This is a genomic window from Bradyrhizobium hereditatis (assembly GCF_020329435.1).
Taxonomy (GTDB): Bacteria; Pseudomonadota; Alphaproteobacteria; order Rhizobiales; family Xanthobacteraceae; genus Bradyrhizobium; species Bradyrhizobium hereditatis.
This window is the reverse complement of the sequence record NZ_JAGKJK010000008.1, coordinates 126,452-149,757: the sequence shown is the minus strand read 5'-3', so window position 1 is coordinate 149,757 and position 23,306 is coordinate 126,452. Positions and strand designations below refer to the sequence as shown.

The 23,306-nt window shown below is 60.8% G+C and carries 25 protein-coding genes and 3 tRNA genes; 12 read left to right on the top strand and 16 right to left on the bottom strand.

Going from position 1 to position 23,306, the window contains the following annotated elements:
• Positions 1-136 precede the first annotated feature (136 nt).
• The 3 genes from J6524_RS19940 to J6524_RS19930 form a co-directional block, all read right to left on the bottom strand.
• On the bottom strand, positions 137-511 hold the full coding sequence (locus J6524_RS19940) for a YbaN family protein (RefSeq protein ID WP_225673561.1): 375 nt from the start codon (positions 509-511) through the stop codon (positions 137-139).
• A 144-nt stretch (positions 512-655) separates the two neighbouring features.
• Positions 656-729: transfer RNA gene (locus J6524_RS19935), tRNA-Gly, on the bottom strand.
• 304 nt (positions 730-1,033) lie between these two features.
• Positions 1,034-1,231, bottom strand: coding sequence for a hypothetical protein (locus J6524_RS19930; RefSeq protein ID WP_225673560.1), 198 nt, complete (start codon positions 1,229-1,231; stop codon positions 1,034-1,036).
• A 193-nt stretch (positions 1,232-1,424) separates the two neighbouring features.
• Between J6524_RS19930 and J6524_RS19925 the strand changes: the two genes are divergently transcribed.
• Both J6524_RS19925 and J6524_RS19920 read left to right on the top strand, forming a co-directional pair.
• Positions 1,425-1,820, top strand: coding sequence for a YciI family protein (locus J6524_RS19925; RefSeq protein ID WP_225673558.1), 396 nt, complete (start codon positions 1,425-1,427; stop codon positions 1,818-1,820).
• 72 nt (positions 1,821-1,892) lie between these two features.
• On the top strand, positions 1,893-2,132 hold the full coding sequence (locus J6524_RS19920) for a hypothetical protein (protein ID WP_225673556.1): 240 nt from the start codon (positions 1,893-1,895) through the stop codon (positions 2,130-2,132).
• Here the strand turns inward: J6524_RS19920 and J6524_RS19915 are convergent.
• Positions 2,115-2,447: a hypothetical protein gene (locus tag J6524_RS19915; protein ID WP_225673555.1), complete on the bottom strand. Its 333-nt coding sequence runs from the start codon at positions 2,445-2,447 to the stop codon at positions 2,115-2,117. The genes J6524_RS19920 and J6524_RS19915 overlap by 18 nt on opposite strands.
• 121 nt (positions 2,448-2,568) lie before the next feature.
• Here J6524_RS19915 and J6524_RS19910 point away from each other — a divergent pair, with 121 nt between their 5' ends.
• On the top strand, positions 2,569-2,817 hold the full coding sequence (locus tag J6524_RS19910; protein WP_225673553.1) for a hypothetical protein: 249 nt from the start codon (positions 2,569-2,571) through the stop codon (positions 2,815-2,817).
• 206 nt (positions 2,818-3,023) lie between these two features.
• Positions 3,024-3,278, top strand: a complete 255-nt coding sequence (locus J6524_RS19905) for a hypothetical protein (RefSeq protein ID WP_225673550.1) — start codon at positions 3,024-3,026, stop codon at positions 3,276-3,278.
• A 126-nt stretch (positions 3,279-3,404) separates the two neighbouring features.
• Here J6524_RS19905 and J6524_RS19900 read toward each other — a convergent pair whose 3' ends face one another.
• Together J6524_RS19900 and J6524_RS19895 are read right to left on the bottom strand one after the other, a co-directional pair.
• A complete protein-coding gene (locus tag J6524_RS19900) occupies positions 3,405-3,629 on the bottom strand; it encodes a hypothetical protein (RefSeq protein WP_225673548.1) in 225 nt (74 codons plus the stop codon).
• Positions 3,630-4,043: 414 nt separating this feature from the next.
• Positions 4,044-4,129: transfer RNA gene (locus tag J6524_RS19895), tRNA-Tyr, on the bottom strand.
• 206 nt (positions 4,130-4,335) lie between these two features.
• On the opposite strand from J6524_RS19895, the gene rlmB reads away from it, so the two are divergent.
• Complete coding sequence (gene rlmB / locus J6524_RS19890; RefSeq protein WP_225673546.1) at positions 4,336-5,163, top strand: 23S rRNA (guanosine(2251)-2'-O)-methyltransferase RlmB; 828 nt, start codon at positions 4,336-4,338, stop codon at positions 5,161-5,163.
• 59 nt (positions 5,164-5,222) lie between these two features.
• Here the strand turns inward: rlmB and J6524_RS19885 are convergent, their stop codons facing one another.
• The gene (locus J6524_RS19885) at positions 5,223-5,615 is read right to left on the bottom strand and encodes a hypothetical protein (protein WP_225673543.1); all 393 of its coding nucleotides are present in this window, start codon (positions 5,613-5,615) and stop codon (positions 5,223-5,225) included.
• A 37-nt stretch (positions 5,616-5,652) separates the two neighbouring features.
• The gene (locus J6524_RS19880; protein WP_225673542.1) at positions 5,653-6,096 is read right to left on the bottom strand and encodes a hypothetical protein; all 444 of its coding nucleotides are present in this window, start codon (positions 6,094-6,096) and stop codon (positions 5,653-5,655) included.
• Between the two features lie 235 nt (positions 6,097-6,331).
• On the opposite strand from J6524_RS19880, the gene J6524_RS19875 reads away from it, so the two are divergent.
• Entirely contained in the window at positions 6,332-7,969 is a 1,638-nt protein-coding gene (locus J6524_RS19875; RefSeq protein ID WP_225673540.1) for an alkaline phosphatase family protein, read from the top strand.
• Here the strand turns inward: J6524_RS19875 and J6524_RS19870 are convergent.
• The gene (locus tag J6524_RS19870; RefSeq protein ID WP_225673538.1) at positions 7,904-9,775 is read right to left on the bottom strand and encodes an extracellular catalytic domain type 1 short-chain-length polyhydroxyalkanoate depolymerase; all 1,872 of its coding nucleotides are present in this window, start codon (positions 9,773-9,775) and stop codon (positions 7,904-7,906) included. The genes J6524_RS19875 and J6524_RS19870 overlap by 66 nt on opposite strands.
• 590 nt (positions 9,776-10,365) lie before the next feature.
• Between J6524_RS19870 and J6524_RS19865 the strand changes: the two genes are divergently transcribed.
• The 3 genes from J6524_RS19865 to J6524_RS19855 all read left to right on the top strand — a co-directional run bounded on the left by J6524_RS19865 (position 10,366) and on the right by J6524_RS19855 (position 13,561).
• Entirely contained in the window at positions 10,366-11,127 is a 762-nt protein-coding gene (locus J6524_RS19865) for a hypothetical protein (RefSeq protein ID WP_225673536.1), read from the top strand.
• Between the two features lie 223 nt (positions 11,128-11,350).
• Positions 11,351-12,397: a cyclase family protein gene (locus J6524_RS19860; protein ID WP_225673534.1), complete on the top strand. Its 1,047-nt coding sequence runs from the start codon at positions 11,351-11,353 to the stop codon at positions 12,395-12,397.
• A 225-nt stretch (positions 12,398-12,622) separates the two neighbouring features.
• Positions 12,623-13,561, top strand: coding sequence for an alpha/beta fold hydrolase (locus J6524_RS19855; RefSeq protein WP_225673532.1), 939 nt, complete (start codon positions 12,623-12,625; stop codon positions 13,559-13,561).
• 12 nt (positions 13,562-13,573) lie between these two features.
• On the opposite strand, the gene J6524_RS19850 is transcribed toward J6524_RS19855, so the two are convergent.
• The 4 genes from J6524_RS19850 to J6524_RS19835 form a co-directional block, all read right to left on the bottom strand.
• A complete protein-coding gene (locus tag J6524_RS19850) occupies positions 13,574-14,200 on the bottom strand; it encodes a methyltransferase family protein (RefSeq protein WP_225673530.1) in 627 nt (208 codons plus the stop codon).
• A 28-nt stretch (positions 14,201-14,228) separates the two neighbouring features.
• Complete coding sequence (locus tag J6524_RS19845) at positions 14,229-15,278, bottom strand: NAD-dependent epimerase/dehydratase family protein (protein WP_225673528.1); 1,050 nt, start codon at positions 15,276-15,278, stop codon at positions 14,229-14,231.
• A 33-nt stretch (positions 15,279-15,311) separates the two neighbouring features.
• Entirely contained in the window at positions 15,312-15,824 is a 513-nt protein-coding gene (locus tag J6524_RS19840) for an Mpo1 family 2-hydroxy fatty acid dioxygenase (protein WP_225673526.1), read from the bottom strand.
• Between the two features lie 325 nt (positions 15,825-16,149).
• Positions 16,150-17,127: an AraC family transcriptional regulator gene (locus J6524_RS19835; protein WP_225673524.1), complete on the bottom strand. Its 978-nt coding sequence runs from the start codon at positions 17,125-17,127 to the stop codon at positions 16,150-16,152.
• A 152-nt stretch (positions 17,128-17,279) separates the two neighbouring features.
• On the opposite strand from J6524_RS19835, the gene J6524_RS19830 reads away from it, so the two are divergent.
• A complete protein-coding gene (locus J6524_RS19830) occupies positions 17,280-18,353 on the top strand; it encodes a class I SAM-dependent methyltransferase (protein ID WP_225673522.1) in 1,074 nt (357 codons plus the stop codon).
• A gap of 69 nt (positions 18,354-18,422) precedes the next feature.
• On the top strand, positions 18,423-18,617 hold the full coding sequence (locus tag J6524_RS19825) for a hypothetical protein (RefSeq protein WP_225673520.1): 195 nt from the start codon (positions 18,423-18,425) through the stop codon (positions 18,615-18,617).
• A gap of 115 nt (positions 18,618-18,732) precedes the next feature.
• On the opposite strand, the gene J6524_RS19820 is transcribed toward J6524_RS19825, so the two are convergent.
• A complete protein-coding gene (locus tag J6524_RS19820; protein WP_225673518.1) occupies positions 18,733-19,701 on the bottom strand; it encodes a Bug family tripartite tricarboxylate transporter substrate binding protein in 969 nt (322 codons plus the stop codon).
• Positions 19,702-19,766: 65 nt separating this feature from the next.
• Positions 19,767-20,462 carry a sulfite exporter TauE/SafE family protein gene (locus J6524_RS19815; RefSeq protein ID WP_225673517.1) on the bottom strand — a complete coding sequence of 232 codons (696 nt, stop codon included), beginning with the start codon at positions 20,460-20,462 and terminating at the stop codon, positions 19,767-19,769.
• Positions 20,463-20,914: 452 nt separating this feature from the next.
• On the opposite strand from J6524_RS19815, the gene J6524_RS19810 reads away from it, so the two are divergent.
• Positions 20,915-20,989, top strand: a tRNA-Thr gene (locus J6524_RS19810).
• Positions 20,990-21,395: 406 nt separating this feature from the next.
• On the opposite strand, the gene J6524_RS19805 is transcribed toward J6524_RS19810, so the two are convergent.
• Entirely contained in the window at positions 21,396-22,925 is a 1,530-nt protein-coding gene (locus tag J6524_RS19805) for a porin (RefSeq protein ID WP_225673515.1), read from the bottom strand.
• Positions 22,926-23,306 lie beyond the last annotated feature (381 nt).

Here is a 23,306-nt window from a genome sequence, read left to right as displayed (position 1 = left end):
CCCTTATATCGGTCGCAAACCGCGACGCGTCCGAGCGCAACGCTCAGGCCGTCGAAAGGAGACCACTGATGAACCTCCTCTGAATGAGTGACACCTGTAGCAGGCTCATCGCACCAAGCCGGACCTGATACCGCGGCTAGATGCCGTTTTCATCTGCCATCGCCGGCCGCGACACGACGTAGGCGGCGCAGGCAAGGAACATGGCCGCCACGCCTGCGGCAAGCGGCAATGACGGATCGACGCTGTACCAGAACACGACAAAGCCGATCGTCATTCCGATGCAAGCCATGACCTTCGCCGACCGCGGGATGGCTCCGGCGGCGCGCCAATCCCGTAGCGGTCTGCCAAGCGTCGGATGATCCAGCAGCCACGCCTCGAACCGAGGCGACGAGCGCGCAAAGCACCACGCTGCAACGATCAGGAAAACCACCCCCGGCATCAGCGGCATCACAAGGCCAATCACGCCGAGCGCAACCATCACCCAACCGAGGCTGAAGTAGATGATGCGCATCAGACCTGCCGCCTGTCCGTCTCTTCAAACAAATTCATTCCCGGCGAGCGCCATGGCTTGCCGGGCCGTAGCTCGCGGCCACAGGCCCGCCTTCGCCCGTTGGGCTACGGCGCGACAGCCTTCTCCCGCTTCGCGAGCGAAGGCTGGAGCGGGTGAAGGGAATCGAACCCTCGTATTCAGCTTGGAAGGCTGCTGCTCTACCATTGAGCTACACCCGCGCTTGGGCGTTGACCTAACACGCCAAGCTGGCGGCCTCAACCGCCCTCGGAGCCCTATCCAAGCCTCCTGCCATCGGTCGGACCCTTAACAGCGGCTGATTCGCCGCCTATATTGATGTTTCCGTTAACAACGAAAGGAGGTGATCCAGTGTCTTATACCAAGCGCTGTCACCTCGCTGGGATCGCCCGCTAGGCTTTGTTCTGGCCTGGCAACGGGGCGCTCTCAGCCCTGGACCAGCGAGTTCAACAGTTGGGGCGCGGCGGGAGCCATCCCGCCGCGCCTTTTGCTTGCACCTGTCTTGGATCAAAAGCCGCAGAGATCGACCAAGCGAGGACTGCGGCCGCGGCGGTTCTCGACGATGCGCTCGCCGCCATTCGTGGCCGAACTGCCGTAATAGCGATGGTGGCCGGTGACGTCGTGCCAATCGCCTGATAGCGACGACGCTGACGGTGCGCGCAATCTGGCGGCATCGCAGATGATCGTGGCTGGTTGGCGTCGCATGACCGTCTCCTTGAAAGGTGCGCGCTATATCGCGTTCTGCTCATCAGTCGGGAACCCGCCGTGCCGCGTTCAAGGGCAATCCGATATATCGTGTTTCCGGAATGTTTCGTCGCGAGCCCTATGTCGGAATAAGCAGGGCCGAATCGTCCTTTAAAGGGTCGACAGTCCGGCAAGGCCGATCAAGGAGCACATGATGCTTTATGCCATTCTCGCCTATCACGTCGAAGCCGAAGTGATGTCCTGGACAGCGGAAGAGGATGCGGCCGTGATGACCGGCCTGCTCGCAGTCCATGATCGGCTCAACGCGAACAAGCTGCTCGGGCCGGCGGCGCGGCTCGGCGGCACCGCGGAGGCCCGCACCTTGCGGGGACCCGGCGACGGTATGGTGATCGATGGGCCGTTTGCCGAGACCAAGGAGCAGTTGCTCGGCCTCTACGTGGTGAATTGCGCGGACGAGGATGCCGCCATCGCCATTGCTCGCGATCTGCGCCGTGTCAATCCGTCAGCGGTGTATGAGATTCGGCCGATCAGACTTTACCTGCCGGGTGAGGCGTTGCCGGAAATGGCGCAGGACAGTAAGCAGGGTTGAGGTGGTACGGCGATTGTAAAGGCGAAGGAGGCTTGCCTATTCCGTCCGCCGCATCAGCTTGGGGGTGGCGCGATGAGCGAACTCGGAGCATCACTCGATCGCGAGAAGAGCCAGTTTCCGGGCGCCACCGACCAGATGCTGATCGCCGAACTCAAGGCACGCGGCTACCCCGGCAACCACGACCAACATGATAGCTTCATGGCTCTTAGATTGCCAATTTTTCCCGAAAATGGGGTCTACATCCAGACGAACAACCCCCATTTCTGGATGGCGAGCGCTTCAACATGGAGGGGGCTAGGGCTGTGCGGGTGAAGCTTGTGACGTGGCGGGCTGCTGAGGTGTTCTTGTAGGTTGCTGCGGTGTGGCAAGCTGCTGATCAGCGCCACCGTGCGGCACACAGGTACCAATATTGCTCAATAATCGTTTGGCCTGCAATTCGCGAGCTCTGGCGTAGTCTCGCCGCCGATCAAATTTAGTCGCGGCCCCTCGGTCCCAAGCGTCGAATGCGTCAGCGTAGTGTTGGCGCATCTGTTCTTCGGCACTGAGGCAATCGGCGAACTTGTCGAACACGAGGTCAGTATTGACCGGCATGACGCCGCCTACCAGGACTACCAGCATCCACTTCATGGCCATATACCTACGTTCTCGCGCACACAACGGCGAGAATGACTGCGAGTTCCCGATTGACGCGGGAACAAGTGGCAAGTGTTCGTATTATTCGGGACATCCGCTAACAGGAGTGACATCGATGAAACTATTTCTTGCCGGGATTTCTGCGCTTCTCCTCCTGGGCACGCCGGCATCCGCAGATCCCTGGAAAGATGAGAGTGGGCACGGGCGGTGGAAACACGAGCGCGGCTACCGGGCCTATGGCTACGAGCGCGGCTATGATCGCGACTACAAGCAGGAATTCTACCGGGGGCCGTGCAAGATCGAGCGTAAGTGGGAGCGCAACGGCGAGTATAAGGAAGAAACGAAGTGCAAGGGCTACCGTTGAGTGCGGATTCCCTTGCCGCTGACGTGATCTCTTAAAACTTATTAGGGCTTGGACGAAAGCCCTCGCCTCAGAGACGGCGAGGGCTTTTTGCTGCTCAGATGGGGGCGGTCAGGTTCGGGAACTCATTCAACTATTTGCCGTCTCGTTCAGATGGGTTCATTAGACTCGTTCTCTATGCGCCTGATGCTACTCTGGAGTGTGGCTGCATGGGGCAAAAAACTTTGATCGGCCATAACGCAATAACCGAGTATTGGCGGCAACGGTTTATCGAAAAACCAGCGGGCGATCTTGAAGATCTGCAGGTCAACGGCGATACGATCGTGGAATTATACGCCGTGCCCGATGGAATCGTGCAGGCGATCGTAAGGTTCAACCCAGCTGGCAAGATCGTTCAAAGCCAATGCGGGCCACTCGCGACCGTCAGCCTTTTAAAAAAAGGTGCCAGCGTAGACCGTTCATAGCCCGCATTTAAAACGGCCCCAGCTGCTGTGGAAAGAAGCTGGGGCCGCCTTCTTCCGGGTCGGGCCTTGGGTCTTGGTCACCGGAAAACCACTCAACCAGCGGCCGATTTGACGGCCGCACTTCGTTTAGCGGTATCTATCGTTCTTTCCATTGGGACTCCCGTCGCCGCCACCGTTGCCGTAACCGTTATTGCCATGATGGCCACCCGCGCCCGAATGCGCGATTGCGTCCGATGTCAAGGAAGTGGACAGCAGCAGCGTAATGGCTGGAGGCGTTACGGCTGCAAACCTGCCGGCTGAAATCAGAAACTTCCGGCGGTCTTCGGTCTCTTGTTGCTGGCGGTCATGCATGAGCTGGCTCCGATGGGTTATCCTTGTAAAGATCGCACCATTTAATTCGCGCGGCCTGATAATGTTCAATTTGGTGAATAAATATTTATTGTCTGCTCGGTGGGCGGCGCATTTGGACCATAATTGGGACAGTCCTACGGACGTTCTATGGGCTGGTTGGATACGCGAGCGAGAGCTGCGGGAGCACCAGCGCGAGGTCCGATATCGCCGACGTGGCCATCTTCGAAAGAGATGCGCCAGCAGTCGGTGCGGTAGCGATCGCGGCGGCGGGTTAGCGCGGGCATATCAATATCAGATCGCGCCCGGCCGCCCGCCGGCAAGAACAAATCGTGACATCGTGGTTGCTTACAGAGTTGCTTACGGATTGCTTACAGACCTGCACAGTCCGGACAGAATTCGCCTGCAAATACAGGATGGTGGGGAAGGAAGGACTCGAACCTTCGAAGCCATACGGCGGCTGATTTACAGTCAGCTCCCTTTGCCACTCGGGACACTTCCCCGTCTGTCAGCGTCAGGAACCGGCCGCCCGAGCGGCGGAGGACCGGACCATGGATATGGCGCTGAGGCCGAAAGCGCGGATCGAACCGGCTGCGACCGGCGCGTTTATGTGCGAATGGAGGTAGCAAAGTCAACCAAGGCGGACCAGCAAAAATGCGCCCGTGAGGGCCAAATTGCCATATTCGGGTCCTCGTGACACAAGCTCCCCATGAGCGATCGCGACCGAAAAGCGCCGTTCCGCCGGGGCGGCGGCAAACCCTTCGAAAAGGGTCGAAAATTCGTGCGTTCCGCTGATAGGCGCGAGCGCGGCAGCGGTCTCGACGGACCGGTGATTCTCTACGGCTGGCACACGGTTTCGGCGGCGCTGGCCAACCCCGATCGGCGGATCCGAAAGCTGTTTTTGACCGAAAATGCCGCCCGGCGGCTGGCGGACGAAAATATCGATACCCGCGTTACGCCCGAAATCGTCCGCCCGACCACGATCGACCAGCGGCTCGGCCCCGACGCGGTGCATCAGGGGATGTTGGCGGAGACCGATCCCCTGCCCTCGCCCGATATCGGTACGCTGCCGCAGGAAGGTATCGTGCTGGTGCTCGACCAGATCACCGATCCGCACAATGTCGGCGCCATCATGCGCTCGGCGGCGGCGTTTGCGGTCAAGGCGATCGTTACCACCGCCCGCCACAGCCCTGAGGCGACCGGTGTGCTGGCCAAATCCGCCTCCGGCGCGTTGGAACTAGTGCCGCTGGTCACGGTGCAAAATCTCGCCCGCGCGCTGACCGAGCTGAACGACCGCGGCTTCATGACGGTCGGCCTCGATAGTCAGGGCTGCGAAGATCTCGGCGCCGTGACATTGCAGCAGCCGCTCGCGCTGGTGCTGGGCGCCGAGGGCAAGGGCCTGCGGCAACTGACACGCGAGACCTGCCGCGTAGTGGCGCGGCTCGACATGCCCGGCGAGATCAAGAGCCTGAATGTCTCCAACGCCGCGGTGCTGGCGCTCTATATCGGCGCGAGTCGATTGGGCTTGATGAAATAGGTGAGCGCCCGCTCGCAACTCAATGCGAACGGGCGCCGAAGCTTCAGGATTGTGCTGGATCAGTAGTGGCGGCGCAGTACCGGCCGGCCGTTGTAATAACGCCCTGTGTAACGGTAACCATTGCGCTGGTAGTGCGCGCGATAGCCATAGTACGGCCGGTTGTAGCCATAGCCGTAGCCGGAGATCGTGCCTTCGCGATAGACCGGATACGGCGCGAAATTGCCCGGACCGGTATAGGTCGGGCCCTGGTTGACCCAATAATACTGCTGCTCCGGATCGGGCAGACGTTCGCGTACCCAGCCGCAGGGATTGCAGCCCCAGCCCGCATAGCCATAGGCCACGACCGGCGCGGCATAGACCGGTGCGGCACAGGGCGCGTAACCGCAGGCCATCGCGGGCGCTGCAGCCATCACGGCAACTGCCGCGACCAATCCCTTAAGTATCTGACGCATTACTCTCTCCTGTCGAAGTTTTTCGTTGTCGTATTTTTCAGTGCGGACGGTGCGGCGGCCCCCGCCAATCCCGCGGCGCGTAGATGATCTCGGGCGGATCGGCAGGCACGCTGGATTGCGCAGGCAGCGGCGCCGACTGCGCCGACCAGGATTGGTGATAGCTCTCGGCCGGCGGCGGCAACCTTCGGTTCGCCGGCGGCTCGATCTCCAGTCGCCCGTAACCGGGCATGCGGCCGGCGCTCGGATAGTAGTGACCGACGCGCGGAACCGGATCGATGTAGCGGCCGCCGTAAATAGTTGGCTCGACTTGGGTGCCTTTGCCGAGACCCCAGTCGCCCTCGACGACCGCATAGGACGCGTCGATGCCGTTGATGATGACGGGGACCCCGGGACGGCCCGGAATCACGATCTCGAAGCCGCCGCCAGCCTGGGCGGACGACGTCGTCGCGATAAAAAATGCTAGCGTGACGCCAATACGCATCGCTTGGGACCCGGTTTTTCCTCGTCCCAATTTAATCCAGCAGGGCAATTCAAGGGTTAAGGCATCCGGCCAAACTGCCGGTAAGGCTAACGCGTAAGGCTGGATCGCCGCTCAATTGCGAGAAAGCGCGCTATCCAATCGTTAACACATCTAGACGGTCCCGCCGCTCGATTGTCTTATGGCGTGCGATATCGCACCATCCCGCCCCCTCCCAACGCCAGCCGAAATGCCTGAGATGACGCCCCAAAAGCCTGCGAAGAACATCCTTTGGATCATGTGCGACCAGCTTCGCTACGACTATCTCGGCTGTACCGGCCACCCCGTGCTCAAGACGCCGAACATCGACGCGATGGCGAGGCGCGGCGTGTTGTTCTCGAACGCCTACGTCCAGTCGCCGATCTGCGGCCCGTCGCGGATGTCGTTCTATACTGGGCGCTACATGCGCTCACACGGCTCGCACTGGAACGGCTGGCCGCTGCGCGTCGGCGAGCCCACGCTCGGCGATCACCTGAAGAAGATCGGCGTGCGCAACGTGCTGGTCGGCAAGACGCATATGGCGCCGGACGTAGAAGGGCTGAAGAATCTCGGTATCCCCGCCGACTCCATCATCGGCGTTCATGTGTCGGAATGCGGCTTCGAGCCCTATGAGCGGGACGACGGCCTGCATCCGACGGGACGGCCGCGCCCGGCCTATGACAATTATCTGCGCCAGCATGGCTATGATGCACCCAATCCGTGGGAGCACTGGGCCAATTCCGGCGAAGCGCCTGACGGCACGCTGCAGAACGGCTGGCTATTGGTGCACGCCGACAAGGCAGCGCGCGTGCCGGATGAGCATTCCGAGACGCCCTACATGACGCGCCGCGCGATGGAGTTCATCGCGGAGGCGGAAGACGACGGCCGGCCCTGGTGCCTGCATCTGTCGTACATCAAACCGCACTGGCCCTATATTGCGCCGGAGCCCTACGCCAGTATGTACGGGCCTGACGACGTGCAGCCGGTGATCCGCTCGCAAGAGGAACGCGCCAACGCCCATCCGGTGTTCGCCGCCTATATGGACATGCGCTATTCCCGCAACATGTCGCGCAACGAGGCGCGAGAGAAGGTCATCCCGACCTACATGGGCCTGATCAAGCAGATCGATGATCAGATGGGCGTGTTGATGCGCTTCCTCGAGACGCGCGGACTGCTCGACACCACCATGATCATGTTCACCTCCGATCATGGCGACTATCTTGGCGATCACTGGATGGGCGAGAAGGATCTGTTCCACGAGCAATCGGCAAAGATCCCGCTAATCGTGATCGATCCCTCGCCTGCCGCAAACTCAACGCGCGGCACCGTCAGCGACGCGCTGGTCGAGGCGATCGACCTGGCGCCAACCTTCATCGATTATTTCGGCGCCACCCCGCCCGATCACATCCTGGAGGGCCGCTCGCTGCTGCCGCTGGTCCATGGCAACAAGCCGGCCGACTGGCGCAAGGTGGTGTTCTCCGAATACGACTACGCCATGCAGGATGTTCGCGTGATGCTGAACCAGCCGATCGAACGCTGCCGCCTGTTCATGGTGTTCGACGGCCGCTGGAAATTCATCCACGCCTCCGGCTTCCGGCCGATGCTCTATGATCTCGAAACCGACCCGCAGGAATTTGTCGACCGCGGCGCCGATCCTGCCTGCGCCGATATCGTGGCGCGGCTGCAGTCGGAGCTGTTCGACTGGGCGCTGCATCCGAAGATGCACGTCACGACACCGAATGCGAAGATTGCCGCCTATGCCGCCCAGCAATTGCAGGTGAAGAACGGCGTGCTAATCGGCATCTGGGACGAGGCGGAACTCGGCGCAATCAGGCAGAAGATCGGGATGAAGCCGTAAGACTGCGATCCCGCAGACACGAACGTATCTGCCCCTCCCTGCCCCGTAAGCCCTCATGGGATATTCTCCCGATGGACATACCAATCCGGTGAGGCAGCCTTCCGCAGCAGCGGAAATGGATTGAATTGGTGCGCCAAGAAGATTTGAGAAGCCAACATCGCAAGCGCCGAAACCCATGCTCGGACAGCGCGCGCCATAAACCCGGAGCCTGCCGGCGCTCATATGCACTTGCCAGTTGGCGGTAACGACCTCCAGATCGCTCACATTCGCACTTGGGCCCGAAACAATGGCGCTTTTTGCGCCCAGAACGTCGGTTGCTTGAGCCTGCGTCGAATAGGTGCCGGCAGGCAATCCGCACTCTTGATATTGATAACTCGCCTGACTCAAATCCGCAGGCTTGAAGCCGCGCGTCGCGAGCTGGACCTCCACCTTGGCAACTCGGTCGTCAGGGTCTGAGGCGCTTCCGATCAGTGTGATGCAATCGCCGCTGGTCGATAAGTTGTCGATAGCGACCACAGGCGGGGCGTTGGTCGGTGGCAATCCGACGGCGACAGGTTGGCCCGTCACGCTCGCCGTCAGGCCGTCATTGTCTTTCACGGTGGCCACTGGCAGGTAATTCGCATTGTTGCGCAGATTATCGAAAGCAACCGTCCAGGTAGTCGTTCCCGAGGCGATTTTTTGCGGTTGTGGGAATTGACCATCCAATCGCACGCTAACCTCCGCGAGCGGCGCGCCCGAAGCAGCGGCCGATCCGGTTACGGTTATGGAAGTCCCGGTGGCCGAGGCGGACGTTAGGGAAACAGATGGAGGTGGATTGTCAGCGAAAGGGTGGCCTTTGAAAAAGGTCCACAGCAATTCGCTGGCGCTTGGTCCGTTCGGATTGGCGAACTGTCCGCTGTTGTCTCCAACCCAGTAATGCGCGCTGTTAAACCCGCGATCGCCTTCGTAAAAGACTGTCTCGACGACAGAGCGCCGAGGTAGCCCGTACTTCGTGTGCGTGCAGGCCACGCGTTCTGCCGTACAGTCCGTGGTCGCGACAGCCGCTTGGTTGATTCCAAAACGGGCGAGCCACGAATCCCGAATATTCTCCGAACCTGTTGCATTGACTTTGCAGTCATTGCGGGCATGGATCGCCATGATCGGGATTGGTCGCTGCTCGTTCGGCCTGCTCTGTTCCGCCCGCATGGCGGCGACGACTGCGGAGACCGGCTTGAAACGTCCCTGCAGATTACAGCCGAAGAATACGACCGAGGACGAAGTCTCCGAATAGGGCAGACCTTCAACGGATCCCGCGGCCGCGAAATATTCGTTGCGTGCGACCGCCAAGTCCACCGCCATTCCGGCGCCTGAAGACAAGCCAGTGACGTAGCGCCGGTTAGGATCGATCTTAAACGCAGCTTCCGCCTCAAGCGCGATCTGGTACAAGTCCTCGACCTCCCCCGCGCCTTCATGGATATGCTCGTCGATAAAGAACCCCCAACAGTTCGGTGCGCGCTGTGGCATAGGGTCAAAACTTGTAATGAAGGGGTAGACGACGATGAAGTTGTCGCGCTCCGCAAGGTCCTTGAATCGCGTCTCGTTGATCATGTTGGTTTCGGTCTGATTGCAGCCGTGCAGGACCATCACCATTGGCACAGGGCTTTGCCCTGTATAGCCCGAAGGGACGAAGACTTGATATTGGCGATCCCGCGACCCCGAGTAGGATTTCTTCATGAACGATTTCTGTTCGATCCGCCCGGCGTCGGCCATTGTGGTAAATGCGAAGCAAGCCACAAGCGCCAGCAATAAGCTCGACCTCGACAGCATTTGGTCCTCCCGTTTCTCAAACCATCGGCCAGCATCCCGTCGGCACATCAGCCAATTGCTCAATTGCGAGAATGTCCCGGACCGGAGTCAGGCACGCGTTGCTCGTTTTTGGATTGCTGCGACCTGGCCTGAACTAGTAGCCATTCACGTCAGGGACCTTCGGCGTGTCGCTATCGGATTTGCAGTTCGGTCAGAACTGCCAGATTGAGCCGCTGACCCGGCGACGGTACCTTATGGCCTCGGTCTCCCCAGACTTGCTGGTCGTCTGTTGACAGCCTAGCGCATCTTACGTTCGGCGACTGTGAGTTAACTCATAGGTTGTTTCGAAAGATTCGAAGGTCGCGTCCGGAAACGCCACACCACAGGCGGAAGCCGTCGATGCCTCCCGGCTATAAGAGACCGATATAGCGGTAGACCAGCCACGCTAAACAGCTCCCGGCCGCGGTCATCGTGGCGGCGGAACATAGTGTTGCGGCGGAGCCACGTCGCGTTGGTAAACTGCGGCTGCTCACGCCACGTTTATTGCAGTTCCGAGCGCGCGGGCGCTACGGTCGCCCCGCGAAACACTTTGCAGTCCTTCGAGGAGCGCAATGAAGCCCTATCGCGGCAACATCGGATCTGTCGGCTGGTCATCCTTTTCCCGCCGAGCATCGTGGCGGCGAGTGCACGCGATAGCGATCGCCGTCTTGCTGCTCCTGCCGATCGGCGCAAGTTCCGCGCTGGCAGTGCCGAACTCAGCGTCGGCGGCCTCGACTGCCCACGTCTATCTGCTCCGCGGCGTGCTCAATATCTTTTCGCTCGGGCTCGATGACATTGCGGCACAGCTGCGGGCGCAGGGCATTCCGGTCACTGTCGCGAACTTCGCCTCTTGGTCGTCGCTCGCCGACGAAGCCGCCGCCGGATACAAGAGCGGCAGGATCAAGACGATCATTCTGGTCGGGCATTCCTCGGGAGCCACCGCGCTGCCTGACATGGTCGCCAAGCTGGATCAGCTTGGCGCTCCCGTGAAGCTCGCAATCGGCCTGGATTCGGTGTTTCGCACCAGCCTCTCGGGACGCGTGGGACGCTACATAAACTTCTACATTGCCAACGGCGCCGGCACGCCGGTCATGAAGACCGGCCAATTCCAGGGCAAGCTCGAGAATGTGAATGTGCAGGACGTGCCTGGCGTTGGGCACATGTCCATCGAAAAGAACCAAATCATACAGCGGAAGGTGATAAGCGAGATTGACGCTGTCGTCTTCGGCCGATCCGCACCAGCTTCGAGGGCAGAGAAACCGCGGCAGGCTGGAGCCGCTGGAGCGGCAAGCGCGGCGAGACCAGGCACCGCTAGCGCCGCAGCGGTACGTTAGCGGGCCCTGTACCCATAAAGCTCGCGCTGCAGATAAGGGCGCGTACGTAGTCGTCCGCAGCCCTGATTGCGCACCTCACCAGAGGCCCGAGTTGGGCCATGAGCTGACGTTCGTGTCTCCGCGTGGCGTTACGGCGGCTGACCGACAATCTCGTTGATCGCACGATCACCTCAGGCCTAGACTGCCCAAGCTGAGCTATCCATGTCGTTCCCGGGAGGATTCCATGAAGGTAGTTTCGCGATTCCTGCTCGCCGTGATCGTTCTCGCACTCGCAGCCGGCGCCGGCTATGCGCAGGACGGCGGCATGAAGAAGTGGACAAAAGGAAAAGGGTGGGGCTGGGTCTGGGGGCCTCAGGACGAGGTCGGAAACCTCAACGAGATGACCGATGCATCACGTTTGGCCGCCTTGAAGCTCGTCACACAGGGTAAGGTCTACGATCTCGGACTTCCGTACGACCGCTATTCATACAAATGGCCCGGCCACAGCCCGGGCGAAATCATCAGCTTCCGGTCGCCCGCGGGCGTAAGGAGCCAGAAGGATCTGTCGTTCACCACGCCGGAGGGCGGCAATACAGGCATCACCGCCTGGCACAGCAACGCGATCTTCATGAACGACAACGTGGCGACCCAGATTGATGGACTCGGCCACATCACGCACGGACCGAAGAACGAGTTTTACAACGGTTTCACGTCCGACGAGTGGGGCGGCGACTTCGGCATTCGCAAGGCCGACGTGACGACGATCCCGCCGATCATCGCGCGGGGCGTCTTGGTCGACGTTGCTGGCTTCAAGAACGTGGAGGCCCTTCCATCTTCCTATGAGATCACTGTCGCTGATATCGAGGGCGCTTTGCGGGCGCAGAACGTTGACGTCACCCCGGGCACCGTCGTGCTGCTGCGCACGGGAACCGCGCGCTACTGGGGCGAGAACGGGCGCGACCACGCCAAGATCGGCCAGCACGACTCGGCAGGCATCGGCCTGACAGCCGCGAAGTGGCTCGTCGAGGAGAAGGGCGCGCTTATGCTTGGTTCGGATACGTCCGGGCTCGAATATGTGCCGCCGAAGCCGGCCGACTCTCAGGCCGTTGGCGGCAGCTTCAACCCGGTCCACGTCTATCTGCTCGTCCAGCAGGGCGTTCACATCCTGGAGTTCAATAACCTCGAGCGGCTCGCCGCCGATCGTGTCTACGAGTTCGCCTATATCCTGACCACAAATGCCATCCGCGGCACTGTGGCCGGCACGGCGCTGCGACCGCTCGCCCTCCGCTAGTCGAAAGTAGCCCTGATTAGCGGCCAAGAACGGCCACGGGGGCCCCTCCACCGCCAGCCACCGCGAGGTGCCCCTGGGAAATTTCTCTAAGCTCGAAGCTCTCGCGGCCGGGCTGGGCGGCCGCCAAGCGACGAGTGCCGCAAATTTGCCAATTCCTCGGCGATAGATCACGCACGAAGCGCTGGGCGGCGTTGGGGTGTGCCTAAAATCGCTGATGGAGCGCGCATGAGCAGTCCGACGCAGGTTGCGGCCGTGGTGATCCGTGCGGCCCTTTCCTTCTGCATATTCTCTGCAGTTTGCAATCTGGCACTCGCCGGCCCGGTCGCACGCACGACCAACGCCACCGCTACAATCGCTCCCGACGCTCCGCCAGCCACAACCCAGCCACAGGCGCGCGTCTACCTGTTCCGGGGCGCGCTCGGCCCGATCTTTTCGCGCGGGATGGACCGCCTGACCAAGCGCCTCCAGGAAGCCGGCATCCGGGCCGACGTCTACGAATTCACCATTTGCCGGCTGATCGCGGATCAGGCCATTCGTGATTTCCGGGACAATCCCGCTCCGATCGCCCTGATCGGTCATTCGATGGGCGGACTTTGCGCATTGACGTTCGCCGGGATCCTGAAGTCCGAAAACATCCCGGTCAGCCTGGTGGTCACCATTGATCCGGCTCAGGCAAGCCCGAAAGTGCCGCTGAACGTCGAGCGTTTCATAAATATTTTCTTGTCCGACAGCATATTGGGCGGCGGCGATGTGGTGGCGGAGCGAGGTTACCAGGGTCACTACGCCAGCTTCGATTTGAAGCAGCACGAGGAAGTCACCCACATCAACATCGACAAGCAGGATTCCATCCACGAGCAATTGGTAACCGCAATTGCGCAACTCGCGGCGACGCCGGCCAAGGGAGAGGCGGTGCCGCTCCGTTACGTGGTTCCTCCCGATGCCCCGATTGAGCTGTGGGATAGCGGCACGCAGCAATCTGCCCGTTCGGGCGATACCTTACAGCGGCTTGCTGCTCTCAACCATGTACCGCTGTGGTCACTCACCCAAGCCAATCAGGTTTCAGAGAGTGCGCCGCTGCCACAAGGCCAGCGCGTTCTGGTTCCGCGCCGTCTTACTCCACCGCCACCTGTCGCGACATCCGTGGCGTCGCGGCCGAAACGGTAGCTTGCAGCGGCGTCAGGTGCGCGGCAGGAACGGAATCAGCATCGGAACGCGACGGCAATACGAGCCATAGGCATCCTCACCAAGTTCAGCCGTGAGGAAGCCTTCCTCCATACGTGCCTTCAACCCCATCCCGAGCGAGATCAGCACGGCGCCCAGCATCGCCGTCACGGTTCCGACAGCGATACCCGTCACCAGCATTCCCGCGATAAGCCCGGTATAGATCGGGTGGCGCACAAGACCATAGGGGCCGGTGTCAATGACCTGATGGCCTTCCTTGTGCGTGATCGCGTTTGACCAGAAACGTCCGAGATGAATTCTCCCCCACCATGTGAACGAGATCCCCGCAAGGACAAGACACGCCAGCGCGTAGATGCCGGGGTTGCCAAACTGCCAGAGCGGCTTCTCCCCGATGATCTTGCCAGTCAATGGCAAAAACAGAATGGCCCCTAGGAGAATCGGGAAGCGGTACTTGAGCGACTCCCAGGTCATCACGTGTTTCTTGGTTTGCCCGGACCAGAACGATGCGACGACCCAACTCATGACCCACAAAATCCAGATGATGGCGAGCAACTGGGTGGGCCACGTAGTGGTCCAGCCACTCAAGACGAAAGCCAACCATTGACTGGGATCGTTCAGCATGTCGCGGACCGTATTTTAAGCGATTGGATCAACCGCCAACCCGGCGCTCGACGTGAAACGGTCGAGGGCGCGTACTCGGCGTTGAGCCCCATTCAGGTTGATTGTGGCCGGCATCAAGCAGATGCGCAATGGTTTCCCGCAACACAGGCTCGACCGGGCCTGGCGCATAGCCCAGCTCGCGTTGCGCTTTCTCGATTGACAAGGCCCCCGCTCGCAATGCGATCCGAACGCCTTCCGCCGTACCGGACGGAGGCCGGCGCGTCACGTAATCGGCGATGAATTCCAGCGTTGCCGTGACTATCTCGGCGACCTTGCCATTCACTTGAATGCGCCAGACGCGACGGCCGCTGATTTCAGCCATGATTTCGAGAACCCGCGTTAGCGGGATGCTTTCGCCGCCGAGAACGTAGCGATGTCCGGCGCGTCCGCGTTCCATGGCAAGGATCAGCCCTTCGGCGGCGTCGCGCACGTCGACGAGGTTCACGACAAAATCAAGATGCAAATGCAGGCGTTGGCCGAGAAAATACCTGAGCATCGCCGTCGGCGGGGTCACGTTGTGATCGTAAGGCCCGACGGGCATGGTGGGACAGCCGATAACAACCGGATATCCGGATGCGGCCGCCTGCATAGCAACCCGATCGGCCAGCATTTTCGAGCGCGTATATGGGCCGGGCATGTCGTCCGGCAGCAAGGCATCATCGGCGACCGGAACCATCGATGGTGAGGCGCGGAACAGAATCGATTCCGTCGAGCAGTGCAGGAAGCGCTTGATGCCGCGCTTGCGTGCCGTCTCAATCACAATCTCGGTGCCACCGCAATTGACGGTGTGAAAATCGGCTTTTCGCGGCAACCACATGCCTGGCAAGCCGGCCAGGTGGTAGACCTCGTCGACCTCGTCCATCGCCCGGCCTACCAGGTCACGATCAAGCACCGATCCGCCAACATACTCAATCTGCGGCAAGGTGCGAGGCGGTGGCTGAAGGTCGAGCACCCTCACCTGCCGGCCTTGCGCGATTAGCGCAGCGACGAGGTGCTTTCCGATGAACCCACTGCCGCCTGTAACCAGTACGCGTGTCATCTATGGGTGCACTTCAAGCTGAACTATTCGAGATTAAGATGCAGCGACTTGCGGATGCCCTTGGATGATGATGGCGAGATCGCGCCGAAAGCCGAGCGCGATAAACAACTTCGCCATGACAAACATTGGTCCAAGCAGCAGGTGAGCCGGATTGTCGACCAGCGCCGGCTGCCGTCCTTCGAACACGCGGTGCCCAATAATCTGCGATGCGATGCCAACGACAATCAGGATAGCCGTCAGCGACCACATACCGGCGGTCGTCATGTAACTGACGATCGCGGCAGCGGCTGACAGCAACACGATGGCAGCCCCAAGGATGGCAGCGCCAAGCGCATAGTCGAGCAGGAACCAGTAGATGAGCACCGGTATGACAGCGATCGTCGCAGCGCTGGTCTGGAAACCGAACACGGTGATGGACCACAGGCTGAGCGGAAGAATAGCGGCCAGGAACAAGAAAACGATGCCGAAGACATGCATCGCGCAATTCCAGGGGTCCCGATGGTATTCAACGTAATCCGCAAGCTGCCGCCGAAAATATGAACCCATGCGGTGCTTATCCTTCTGCTGTCGGCAAACGCGGCTAGCCGGATCAAACCAGATCCGGCAAACCTGCTTCGATGCCCCAACTCCCGTTGGAGACACAACGGTACTTAAACTTGGGAATCCTGTTCAAGTCAAAGCGCCGGCGGCTCATTGTACAGCCCGCCCGAATGCGCTGCCAGCATCGACAAATAATGCAATAATTCAGGCGACTAAATGAGATGGGGGTATCGGGAACCGCCGCGTGTTGCGACAATTTCTCCCAAATGTGGCCGTTCAACCCTGCGGCCGTGATTCGTTTGAATTTAAGGCACGCACGCCGCAGGGTGCTTTACTCCGACACCATATGCGCCTGCCGCCAGGCGGCCGGTGGCGTTCCAACCGTCCTCCGAAACGCACGATTGAAGGCGGCCTCGGAATCGTAGCCCACCGCCTCTGCGACACGGGCAATCGGGTCGCGCCCGGAAGCGAGTAGGCCCGCCGCAAGCTGCATGCGCCAGCGCGTCAGATACTGCATCGGCGGCTGTCCGATGAGATGGGTGAAGCGCTGCGCGAGCGTCGAGCGCGACAGGCCCACTGACTTTGCAAGCTCATCCAGCGTCCAGTCTGCCGCAGGGGCGCCATGCAGCAGGTTCAACGCCTGACCGACATGTCGATCGCCGAGGCCCGCAAGCCAGCCGGTCTGTTCGGGACCGAGCGCTTCGATATGGCAGCGGATCGCCTCGACAAAGAGCAGTTCGCCGAGGCGCGCAAGGACGCCCTCTCCGCCCGCCCGGCGTCCTTCAGCTTCGGTCCGTGCGGCATTGATAAGAAATGCAAGGCTCGTACGGTCGCGATAGTCGCTTCCTCGCAGATGCAGGACCGCAGGCAGCGCCTCCAGGAGCGGATTAAAGGGGCGCGCATCGCAGCCGAGAAATCCGCACAGGATGCGCGCGTCGGCAGGACCGTTGTCACCGAGGCTGATCCGATGGGGGAGTTGATCCGTGGTCGGCTGACGGTAATAGCTCAAGTCAGGGACCGCCTGCATGCCGGGCCCGCTGGAAAGCACATGCGCTGAGCCCTGCGGAAATGCGATGATGTCGCCGGCATCGAGCCGCTCCGATGGCTCGTCGATCAAGCCGCCCCAGCAGCAGCCATCGAGAACGACGTGATACTCAAGGACATGCTGCGCGCCGGGCAGGACGGCCGAGGCGCAGGCGGACGAGGCCGGCGCCGCGGCCACCCACGGTGCGCGAACGTCGAGATGGAAGAACATTGCACTGCTGAGCCGTACCGCGCGCAACACATCGGACAGGGCATCCGCGCCCATAATCACAGCTCCAATCGGACGCTCGATCACGCGTTTCGGACGAACGGCAAAAAATAGGAATGATTTAGACGCTCAGTCAAGCCATCCGGCAGCCTGGTCATTTGCCGCACCCTCGCGAGGACTTATGTCCCATCGCGCCAAAGGAGGCAGCAATGAACATGATAGTTAGAGAATTGAACGAGCAGAAGCTGGAAGGGTTCGTTACACGGATATTGGACGATCTCGGCGCCGCCATGATTGCACCGCTGGTACGTATCGGTGACGAACTCGGCCTGTACAGTGCGCTTGCCGAGTCAGGGCCGGTGACACCGGAAGAGCTGGCGCGCCGCACCGGAACAGTCGAGCGCCTTGTGCGCGAATGGCTGAGCGCGCACGCCGCCGCCGGTTATCTGGATTACGACGCGACGACCAGGCGCTTCGTCATGAATCCGGAACAGGCCATGGTGTTCGGCAATCCCGACAGCCCGGTCTACATGCTGGGCTCGTTCGAGGTTTGCCAGGCTGTGATGGTTGACCAGCCCAAGGTGAGCAAGGCATTTCGCAATGGCGGCGCCGTCGGCTATCACGGGCGATGCAACTGCCTGTTCAGCGGAATGGCGCGCTTCTTCGGCGTGAGCTACAAGGCCCATCTGGTGCAGGAATGGCTTCCCGCATTGGACGGCGTGATCGAAAAGCTCGAGCGCGGCGCGCGGGTCGCCGATATCGGCTGCGGCCATGGCATCTCCACCATTCTCATGGCGAAAGCCTTCGAGCGATCCAGATTTTTCGGGGTCGACAACCACGAAGATTCCATCGCCTGCGCCCGCGACGCCGCAAAACGCGACGGCGTGGCAGCCAGGACGGAATTTGATGTCGCGACAGCCAAGAATTTCATTGGCGGTAACTTCGACCTGATCTGTTGTTTCGATGCGCTGCATGACCTTGGCGACCCCGTCGGTGCGGCGAGCCGGATTCTGCAGGCGCTCGCGCCCGACGGCACATTCATGGCCGTGGAGCCGCGCGCAGGCGACACGCTCGAGGACAACCTCAATCCGGTCGGCCGCCTCTACTATGCCGGCTCCACCATGATCTGCACGCCGGTGTCGCTGGCGCAGGAGGTCGGGCTCGCCCTCGGCGGACAGGCCGGGCCGAAACGGCTGGAGGCGGTTCTGCGCGAAGCCGGATTTGGGCGTGTGCGGATCGCCGCCGAGACGCCCTTCAACATCGTCATCGAGGCGCGGCGGTGAGGCCGAACTGTATTGCCACTTCTTGAGCCACCGGGAGCACTCGCTCGCCGGTGGCGAGGATACCCAGTCATGACGCAGGTTCTGGAAGCCAAGCAAGATAGCCCGGGGCTCGGCCATGCCGGCCGGGTTCTCGACTATTTGGTCACCACTTTTCTTGCCGCGGTGGCGCGCGCCATCCGCCATCGATGCGTGAAGGATCGCGGCATGCGGGCCTATCGCCCTGTTTCACGGCGCAAGAAAATCGATATGAAGCCGGTGGGATGAGAATGGAGGCCCTCATGGTGAGGAGCGCGTAGCGCGTCTCGAACCATGAGGCCACAGACGGGGCCTTCATCCTTCGAGACGCGCTTCGCGCTCCTCAGGATGAGGTTCAATATCCTCAGTTCGTAATCTTGTATCCCGTCGCCTTTACGATCGGCTGCCAGAACGCGTGATCAGCCGCGAGCCTCTGCGTCAGCTGCTCCGGCGTGGAGCCGACTGGAATCAGCATGACCGCGAGCAGCTTTTCCTTCACGTCGGGTTTCGCAAGCACCTCGGCGACGGCTGTGCTCAGCTTCTTCGCGAAATCTGGCGAACTGCCGGCCGGCAGCCACATGCCGTACCAGCCGTCTGCCACTAGATTGACGCCGCTCTCTTTCAGGGTTGGGATGTCTGGCAAGAACGAAGAACGAGTCTCGCTGGCAACGGCAAGAATCCGCAGACCTCCGGCGCGGTGCTGTGTAATCGTATCGGAAACCGTGGTGATGCCAAACGGAAGGTGTCCCGCAATCAGATCGTTCACCATCAGCGCTGATCCACGATACGGCACCTTGGTCATCGATAGACCCAGCGCCTGCTCGAGTTGCCAGCCGGTGAAATGCGGGATGTTGCCGCTACCCGGAGTGCCATAAGTCGCCTTGCCGGGATTGGCCTTCAACCAGGCTGCCAATCCCTTGAAGTCTTTGACTTCGATCGCGGGGCTCGCGACCACGGCGAATTCGAAGCGGGTGAGCTGCGAGACCGGCACAAAATCCTTGGCGGAATCGAAGCTCGGTTGGTTCTCCACCATGGGCAGCAGGTACATGGTCGGGCCCGTCGTCATCAGGATGGTGGTGCCGTCCGGGTTCGCGCCTTTCACCGCCCGGATCCCGATCAGTCCATCGCCGCCGGTGCGATTCTCCACGATGAAATTGCGATCAAGGAGCGCCGGCAGGTATTGCGCCAGCTGGCGGCATAGCAGGTCGCCGCTTCCGCCGGCCGCAAACGGGAAAATGATCTTCGTCAGCGGTCCGGCCTGCGCGAACGCTTTGCCCGTCATCGCGACCAGCGAACTTGCGGCACTTGCGGCCAGAAAGTCTCGGCGTTTCATCTCCGTTTCCTCTCCCAAGATTTCTATCGTTGTTCACCGGCCTGCAGCGCTGCGGCAAGGCTGCGTCAGGCCGAGATCGTCTCGACCACGGTCATAATTCCGATCGCGACGGTGGCAAGGCCGACGGCCCCCTGCAGGGCGCGATTGGCCCAGGTGAGCGAGCGCGCGGACACCACCAGCGGTACCGCTATCACCGAGGACAGTGCGCCCATGCCGATCATCGAACCGACCCCGAACAGCGCGATATAGCCGAGCCCGGCGGCGGGGCTGGAGGCCTGCGTGACCGCAAGCACCAGAAGCGCGGCCGAGCCCGCCATGCCGTGCATCAGGCCGACCAGGAGCGTGCGCCAGCGGAAGCCGTGGTCGTGCGCATGGACGCTACGGGCATGCGGCGCGGTTTCGCCGGCATGGCTATGGGCATGGAAATGGACGGTTCCGTCAGCATGGCCGTGCTGGTGAAAATGCACGCGGTCGCGCCACAGCCGCCACAGCACATGGGCGCCGAGGCCGACCAGCATTATGCCGACGGCGGTCTCCATCGGCCGGGCAACCGTTTCCGGAATGGCGCGGCCGAGCAGAATGGCGGCACCGGCGAACACGAACAGTGTGAGCGTGTGGCCGAGCCCCCAAGTCAGCCCGTGCTTGACGATATCGGCAACATGGCTGCGGCGCGCGGCGATGCTGGAGACGGCGGCAATGTGATCGGCCTCGAGCGCATGCTGCATGCCTAGCAAAAACCCCAGCCCCAGAATTCCAAACATGCGCCCCTGCTCGCTGTATCACATCACCAAATACCAGTTGGAAGCACTTGTCAGGTCAAGACTTCATCGAACAGGCACCGCATTGCTGCCCGTGCGCCGCCGTCGCCTGCATGAATTTTCCTGATGCTTCAAACGATAAGCAGCCGGAACTTCACATCTGATGGGAGATCGTACAACCAAAATCGACACCGCCTCGCGATCGCTGGCGCGCCGATCGGCGGCGAGGCTTGTCTGCCCCGGCACCTGGTTCCGCGACGACGGCCGCAGGCACATCTGTCAGTCACGCCAAGCAGAATTGCGCGAAAAAGGCGGTCGAAAGGCCGTTTTTTCGCGCGTCTGATGGCTTGGAGGGCTGCAGAGGTTCTGGTCCTTTGCAGGCAAGTCTGATATTCGAGCCGCGAAGATCGGACCCGCGGGCAATGGAAGATCTCGCGCCCCATCGCTTCAAATTCGCCGGCTTAGCTCAGCGGTAGAGCAGCGGTTTTGTAAACCGAAGGTCGGGGGTTCAATCCCCTCAGCCGGCACCATATTCAATCCTTGAGATGAAGCCCTACCTGCTTAACGGGCGGTTTCCTCCGGCAAGCCGAGAACAACCTTCGGCCTATGCGGCGAGCCTCAATGCATCTGATGCAGCTGCCCAAAAACTAAAACCTCCGGCAGGGCATTGCCGGAGGTTTCGGAGGTTTATCAGAAGGTGGCCAAGGAATTTCATTGGCTACCCTGAAGCCACATTAGATTATGCAGTTACATGAGTAAATCATATTTTTTAGTTTTTTGAACTCTTCAAGCACTTGTTATCGGTCTCTGTCTTCTCGCGTCCTGCGTGCGTGATCGACTTGCGGAGCAAGCTTAAACGAAGACGCGAATCAAAAAATAAACCCCCAGCGGTTTGCCGCTGGGGGTCTCTTGTCGTAGAGCGATCTGACGATCGGATCAGAAGTTGCGCTGAGCGCGAACGTTCAGGAACACAGTGCTCTGGTCCTTGAACTCGTAGATCGCGGTCGGCTTCGGAGCCGCCGGCGTCAGGATGGCAGAGCCCTGCATCTTCTGATCGAGGAAGAATGCACCAACTTCAGCCGAGAACGTCAGGTTCTTGACCGGAGTCCAGCGGGTGGTCAGACCAACCTGGGCAAAGTTGAAGTCCGGGTTGCAGGCATAGTCTGCAGACACGGCCTTGCCAGCAGTGTAGACGGCGCACCAGGCACCCCGCGCCGAAGTCAGGTCGGTAGCGGAGCCGCCGTAGCGGACCTGACCGTAGCTGCCCCAGAGGCTGGTCGACCAGTAGGGATCCCAGTTGTGGTTGAACGCACCACGGATACCCCACGCATCAACCAGCTTGATGCCATCGGTGAAGCCGGGCCGGTACACGCCATCAGCCGTCTGGCCGAAACCGATGCTCTGGTAACCACCCGCAACGCCGGTATCACCGAACATCACGAAGCTCGGCGAAGTGCTGCTCGTGGAGACCACAGCCTTGGTCGCACCATGCGAGTAGGTGGCATCGATCTTGATGTCGTCGCCCGCACCGGTCGGCAGATTCTTGATCTGCAACGCAGCCGTCACAGCACCGCCCCACTTGTCTTCGGGGTGACCGGAGATCTCCGACAGATTGTTCGGAGCGGCACCGGTGAGGTTGTTGTAGGAGGCGTTCACGAGGTGCGCCATACCTGCGATCTGGAACACACCCCAGGCCTGATCGACGCGGATGTTGCCGACGATATCAGGAGCGTGCGTTCCGCCGTAGGCGTTGGAGCCGACAGTGGCAAAGCCCGAGGCATTGAGGTTCAGCACCGAGGTGCGGCTGAACACGGTCGGATCATCGAGACCGATGCTGGCCGACACGCCGTTGCCGAACTGAGCGGTGTACTGGATGTTGTTGACGCCGGTGACGTAGTCCGGACCGCCCATCAAGAACGAGTTGTTGTTGCCCGGATAGCCGTTCCAGGGCGTCGCGTAGGCCGAAGCCGACTTACCGAAGGTGAAACCGGCGAACTGGATGAACGCCATTTCAACCGCGACGTAACCGCCGCCGGGAGTATGAAGCGGGTTCGAACCAGAGGTTAGGACTGAGGGGTTAGACGATCCGAAGTTGTTGAACTGGAAGTCAGCCTGACCGAAGGTGCGGACAACGCCGTATTCGGTGGCGGTGCGGGTATCGACCGTCAGCGCCATACGGGAACGGGACGCGAAGTAATCGCGATAGCGATTGCCCTGTCCGAGATCACCCGACCAGGCCGGACCACCGTAGACGTTGCCGTTGAACGTGGTGTCAACGCGCAGATAGCCACCCAGCTTGATGCAGGTGTCGGTGCCCGGGATATAGAAGAAGCCCGCGCCATAAAGGGAGCAGATCCTGACGTACTCGACCGCTTTGGCCTTGACGGGAAGATCGGCAGCCTGCGCTCCGCTCAGGGCGACTAGACCCGCCGCTGAGCCGAGAACAAGGCTCTTGATCAAGTTCATGTTAAACCTCCAAGTTGCTCTAACAAGGCGAGGACGGAGCCGTGGCTTTTCCCCCAGAGGAAGATCCGCCCTCGCCTTCGAAAACCGCTCAGTCGTTTCGCGTCGTCGGACACACCCGCATGAACGCGAGGGACTTGAGCGAACTACCAAAACGGAACGATCGAGGACCCCCCTCGCCGTCGATCAGAACTATGCATGCGCAATTTACTTAATCAAAATACTTTATGAACTCAGCTATATCGATGCAGACCGACTGTGTCGCTGCAGCAACACCGCCTATCCTATGGTTTTTCTCCAGAGGACTGCCTAGACGCTCCCCAATGGGATGAATTTGTTATTAAATCAGCTAAGCTGCTTTAAGCAGACCTGGAATAAGAAGCG

Excerpts from the sequence above, each read along its gene's own strand:
- J6524_RS19940 (WP_225673561.1), bottom strand. The coding sequence starts at position 511 with ATGCGCATCATCTACTTCAGCCTCGGTTGGGTGATGGTTGCGCTCGGC.
- J6524_RS19930 (WP_225673560.1), bottom strand. The coding sequence starts at position 1,231 with ATGCGACGCCAACCAGCCACGATCATCTGCGATGCCGCCAGATTGCGC.
- J6524_RS19925 (WP_225673558.1), top strand. The coding sequence starts at position 1,425 with ATGCTTTATGCCATTCTCGCCTATCACGTCGAAGCCGAAGTGATGTCC.
- J6524_RS19920 (WP_225673556.1), top strand. The coding sequence starts at position 1,893 with ATGAGCGAACTCGGAGCATCACTCGATCGCGAGAAGAGCCAGTTTCCG.
- J6524_RS19915 (WP_225673555.1), bottom strand. The coding sequence starts at position 2,447 with ATGAAGTGGATGCTGGTAGTCCTGGTAGGCGGCGTCATGCCGGTCAAT.
- J6524_RS19910 (WP_225673553.1), top strand. The coding sequence starts at position 2,569 with ATGAAACTATTTCTTGCCGGGATTTCTGCGCTTCTCCTCCTGGGCACG.
- J6524_RS19905 (WP_225673550.1), top strand. The coding sequence starts at position 3,024 with ATGGGGCAAAAAACTTTGATCGGCCATAACGCAATAACCGAGTATTGG.
- J6524_RS19900 (WP_225673548.1), bottom strand. The coding sequence starts at position 3,629 with ATGCATGACCGCCAGCAACAAGAGACCGAAGACCGCCGGAAGTTTCTG.
- rlmB (WP_225673546.1), top strand. The coding sequence starts at position 4,336 with ATGAGCGATCGCGACCGAAAAGCGCCGTTCCGCCGGGGCGGCGGCAAA.
- J6524_RS19885 (WP_225673543.1), bottom strand. The coding sequence starts at position 5,615 with ATGCGTCAGATACTTAAGGGATTGGTCGCGGCAGTTGCCGTGATGGCT.
- J6524_RS19880 (WP_225673542.1), bottom strand. The coding sequence starts at position 6,096 with ATGCGTATTGGCGTCACGCTAGCATTTTTTATCGCGACGACGTCGTCC.
- J6524_RS19875 (WP_225673540.1), top strand. The coding sequence starts at position 6,332 with ATGACGCCCCAAAAGCCTGCGAAGAACATCCTTTGGATCATGTGCGAC.
- J6524_RS19870 (WP_225673538.1), bottom strand. The coding sequence starts at position 9,775 with ATGCTGTCGAGGTCGAGCTTATTGCTGGCGCTTGTGGCTTGCTTCGCA.
- J6524_RS19865 (WP_225673536.1), top strand. The coding sequence starts at position 10,366 with ATGAAGCCCTATCGCGGCAACATCGGATCTGTCGGCTGGTCATCCTTT.
- J6524_RS19860 (WP_225673534.1), top strand. The coding sequence starts at position 11,351 with ATGAAGGTAGTTTCGCGATTCCTGCTCGCCGTGATCGTTCTCGCACTC.
- J6524_RS19855 (WP_225673532.1), top strand. The coding sequence starts at position 12,623 with ATGAGCAGTCCGACGCAGGTTGCGGCCGTGGTGATCCGTGCGGCCCTT.
- J6524_RS19850 (WP_225673530.1), bottom strand. The coding sequence starts at position 14,200 with ATGCTGAACGATCCCAGTCAATGGTTGGCTTTCGTCTTGAGTGGCTGG.
- J6524_RS19845 (WP_225673528.1), bottom strand. The coding sequence starts at position 15,278 with ATGACACGCGTACTGGTTACAGGCGGCAGTGGGTTCATCGGAAAGCAC.
- J6524_RS19840 (WP_225673526.1), bottom strand. The coding sequence starts at position 15,824 with ATGGGTTCATATTTTCGGCGGCAGCTTGCGGATTACGTTGAATACCAT.
- J6524_RS19835 (WP_225673524.1), bottom strand. The coding sequence starts at position 17,127 with ATGGGCGCGGATGCCCTGTCCGATGTGTTGCGCGCGGTACGGCTCAGC.
- J6524_RS19830 (WP_225673522.1), top strand. The coding sequence starts at position 17,280 with ATGAACATGATAGTTAGAGAATTGAACGAGCAGAAGCTGGAAGGGTTC.
- J6524_RS19825 (WP_225673520.1), top strand. The coding sequence starts at position 18,423 with ATGACGCAGGTTCTGGAAGCCAAGCAAGATAGCCCGGGGCTCGGCCAT.
- J6524_RS19820 (WP_225673518.1), bottom strand. The coding sequence starts at position 19,701 with ATGAAACGCCGAGACTTTCTGGCCGCAAGTGCCGCAAGTTCGCTGGTC.
- J6524_RS19815 (WP_225673517.1), bottom strand. The coding sequence starts at position 20,462 with ATGTTTGGAATTCTGGGGCTGGGGTTTTTGCTAGGCATGCAGCATGCG.
- J6524_RS19805 (WP_225673515.1), bottom strand. The coding sequence starts at position 22,925 with ATGAACTTGATCAAGAGCCTTGTTCTCGGCTCAGCGGCGGGTCTAGTC.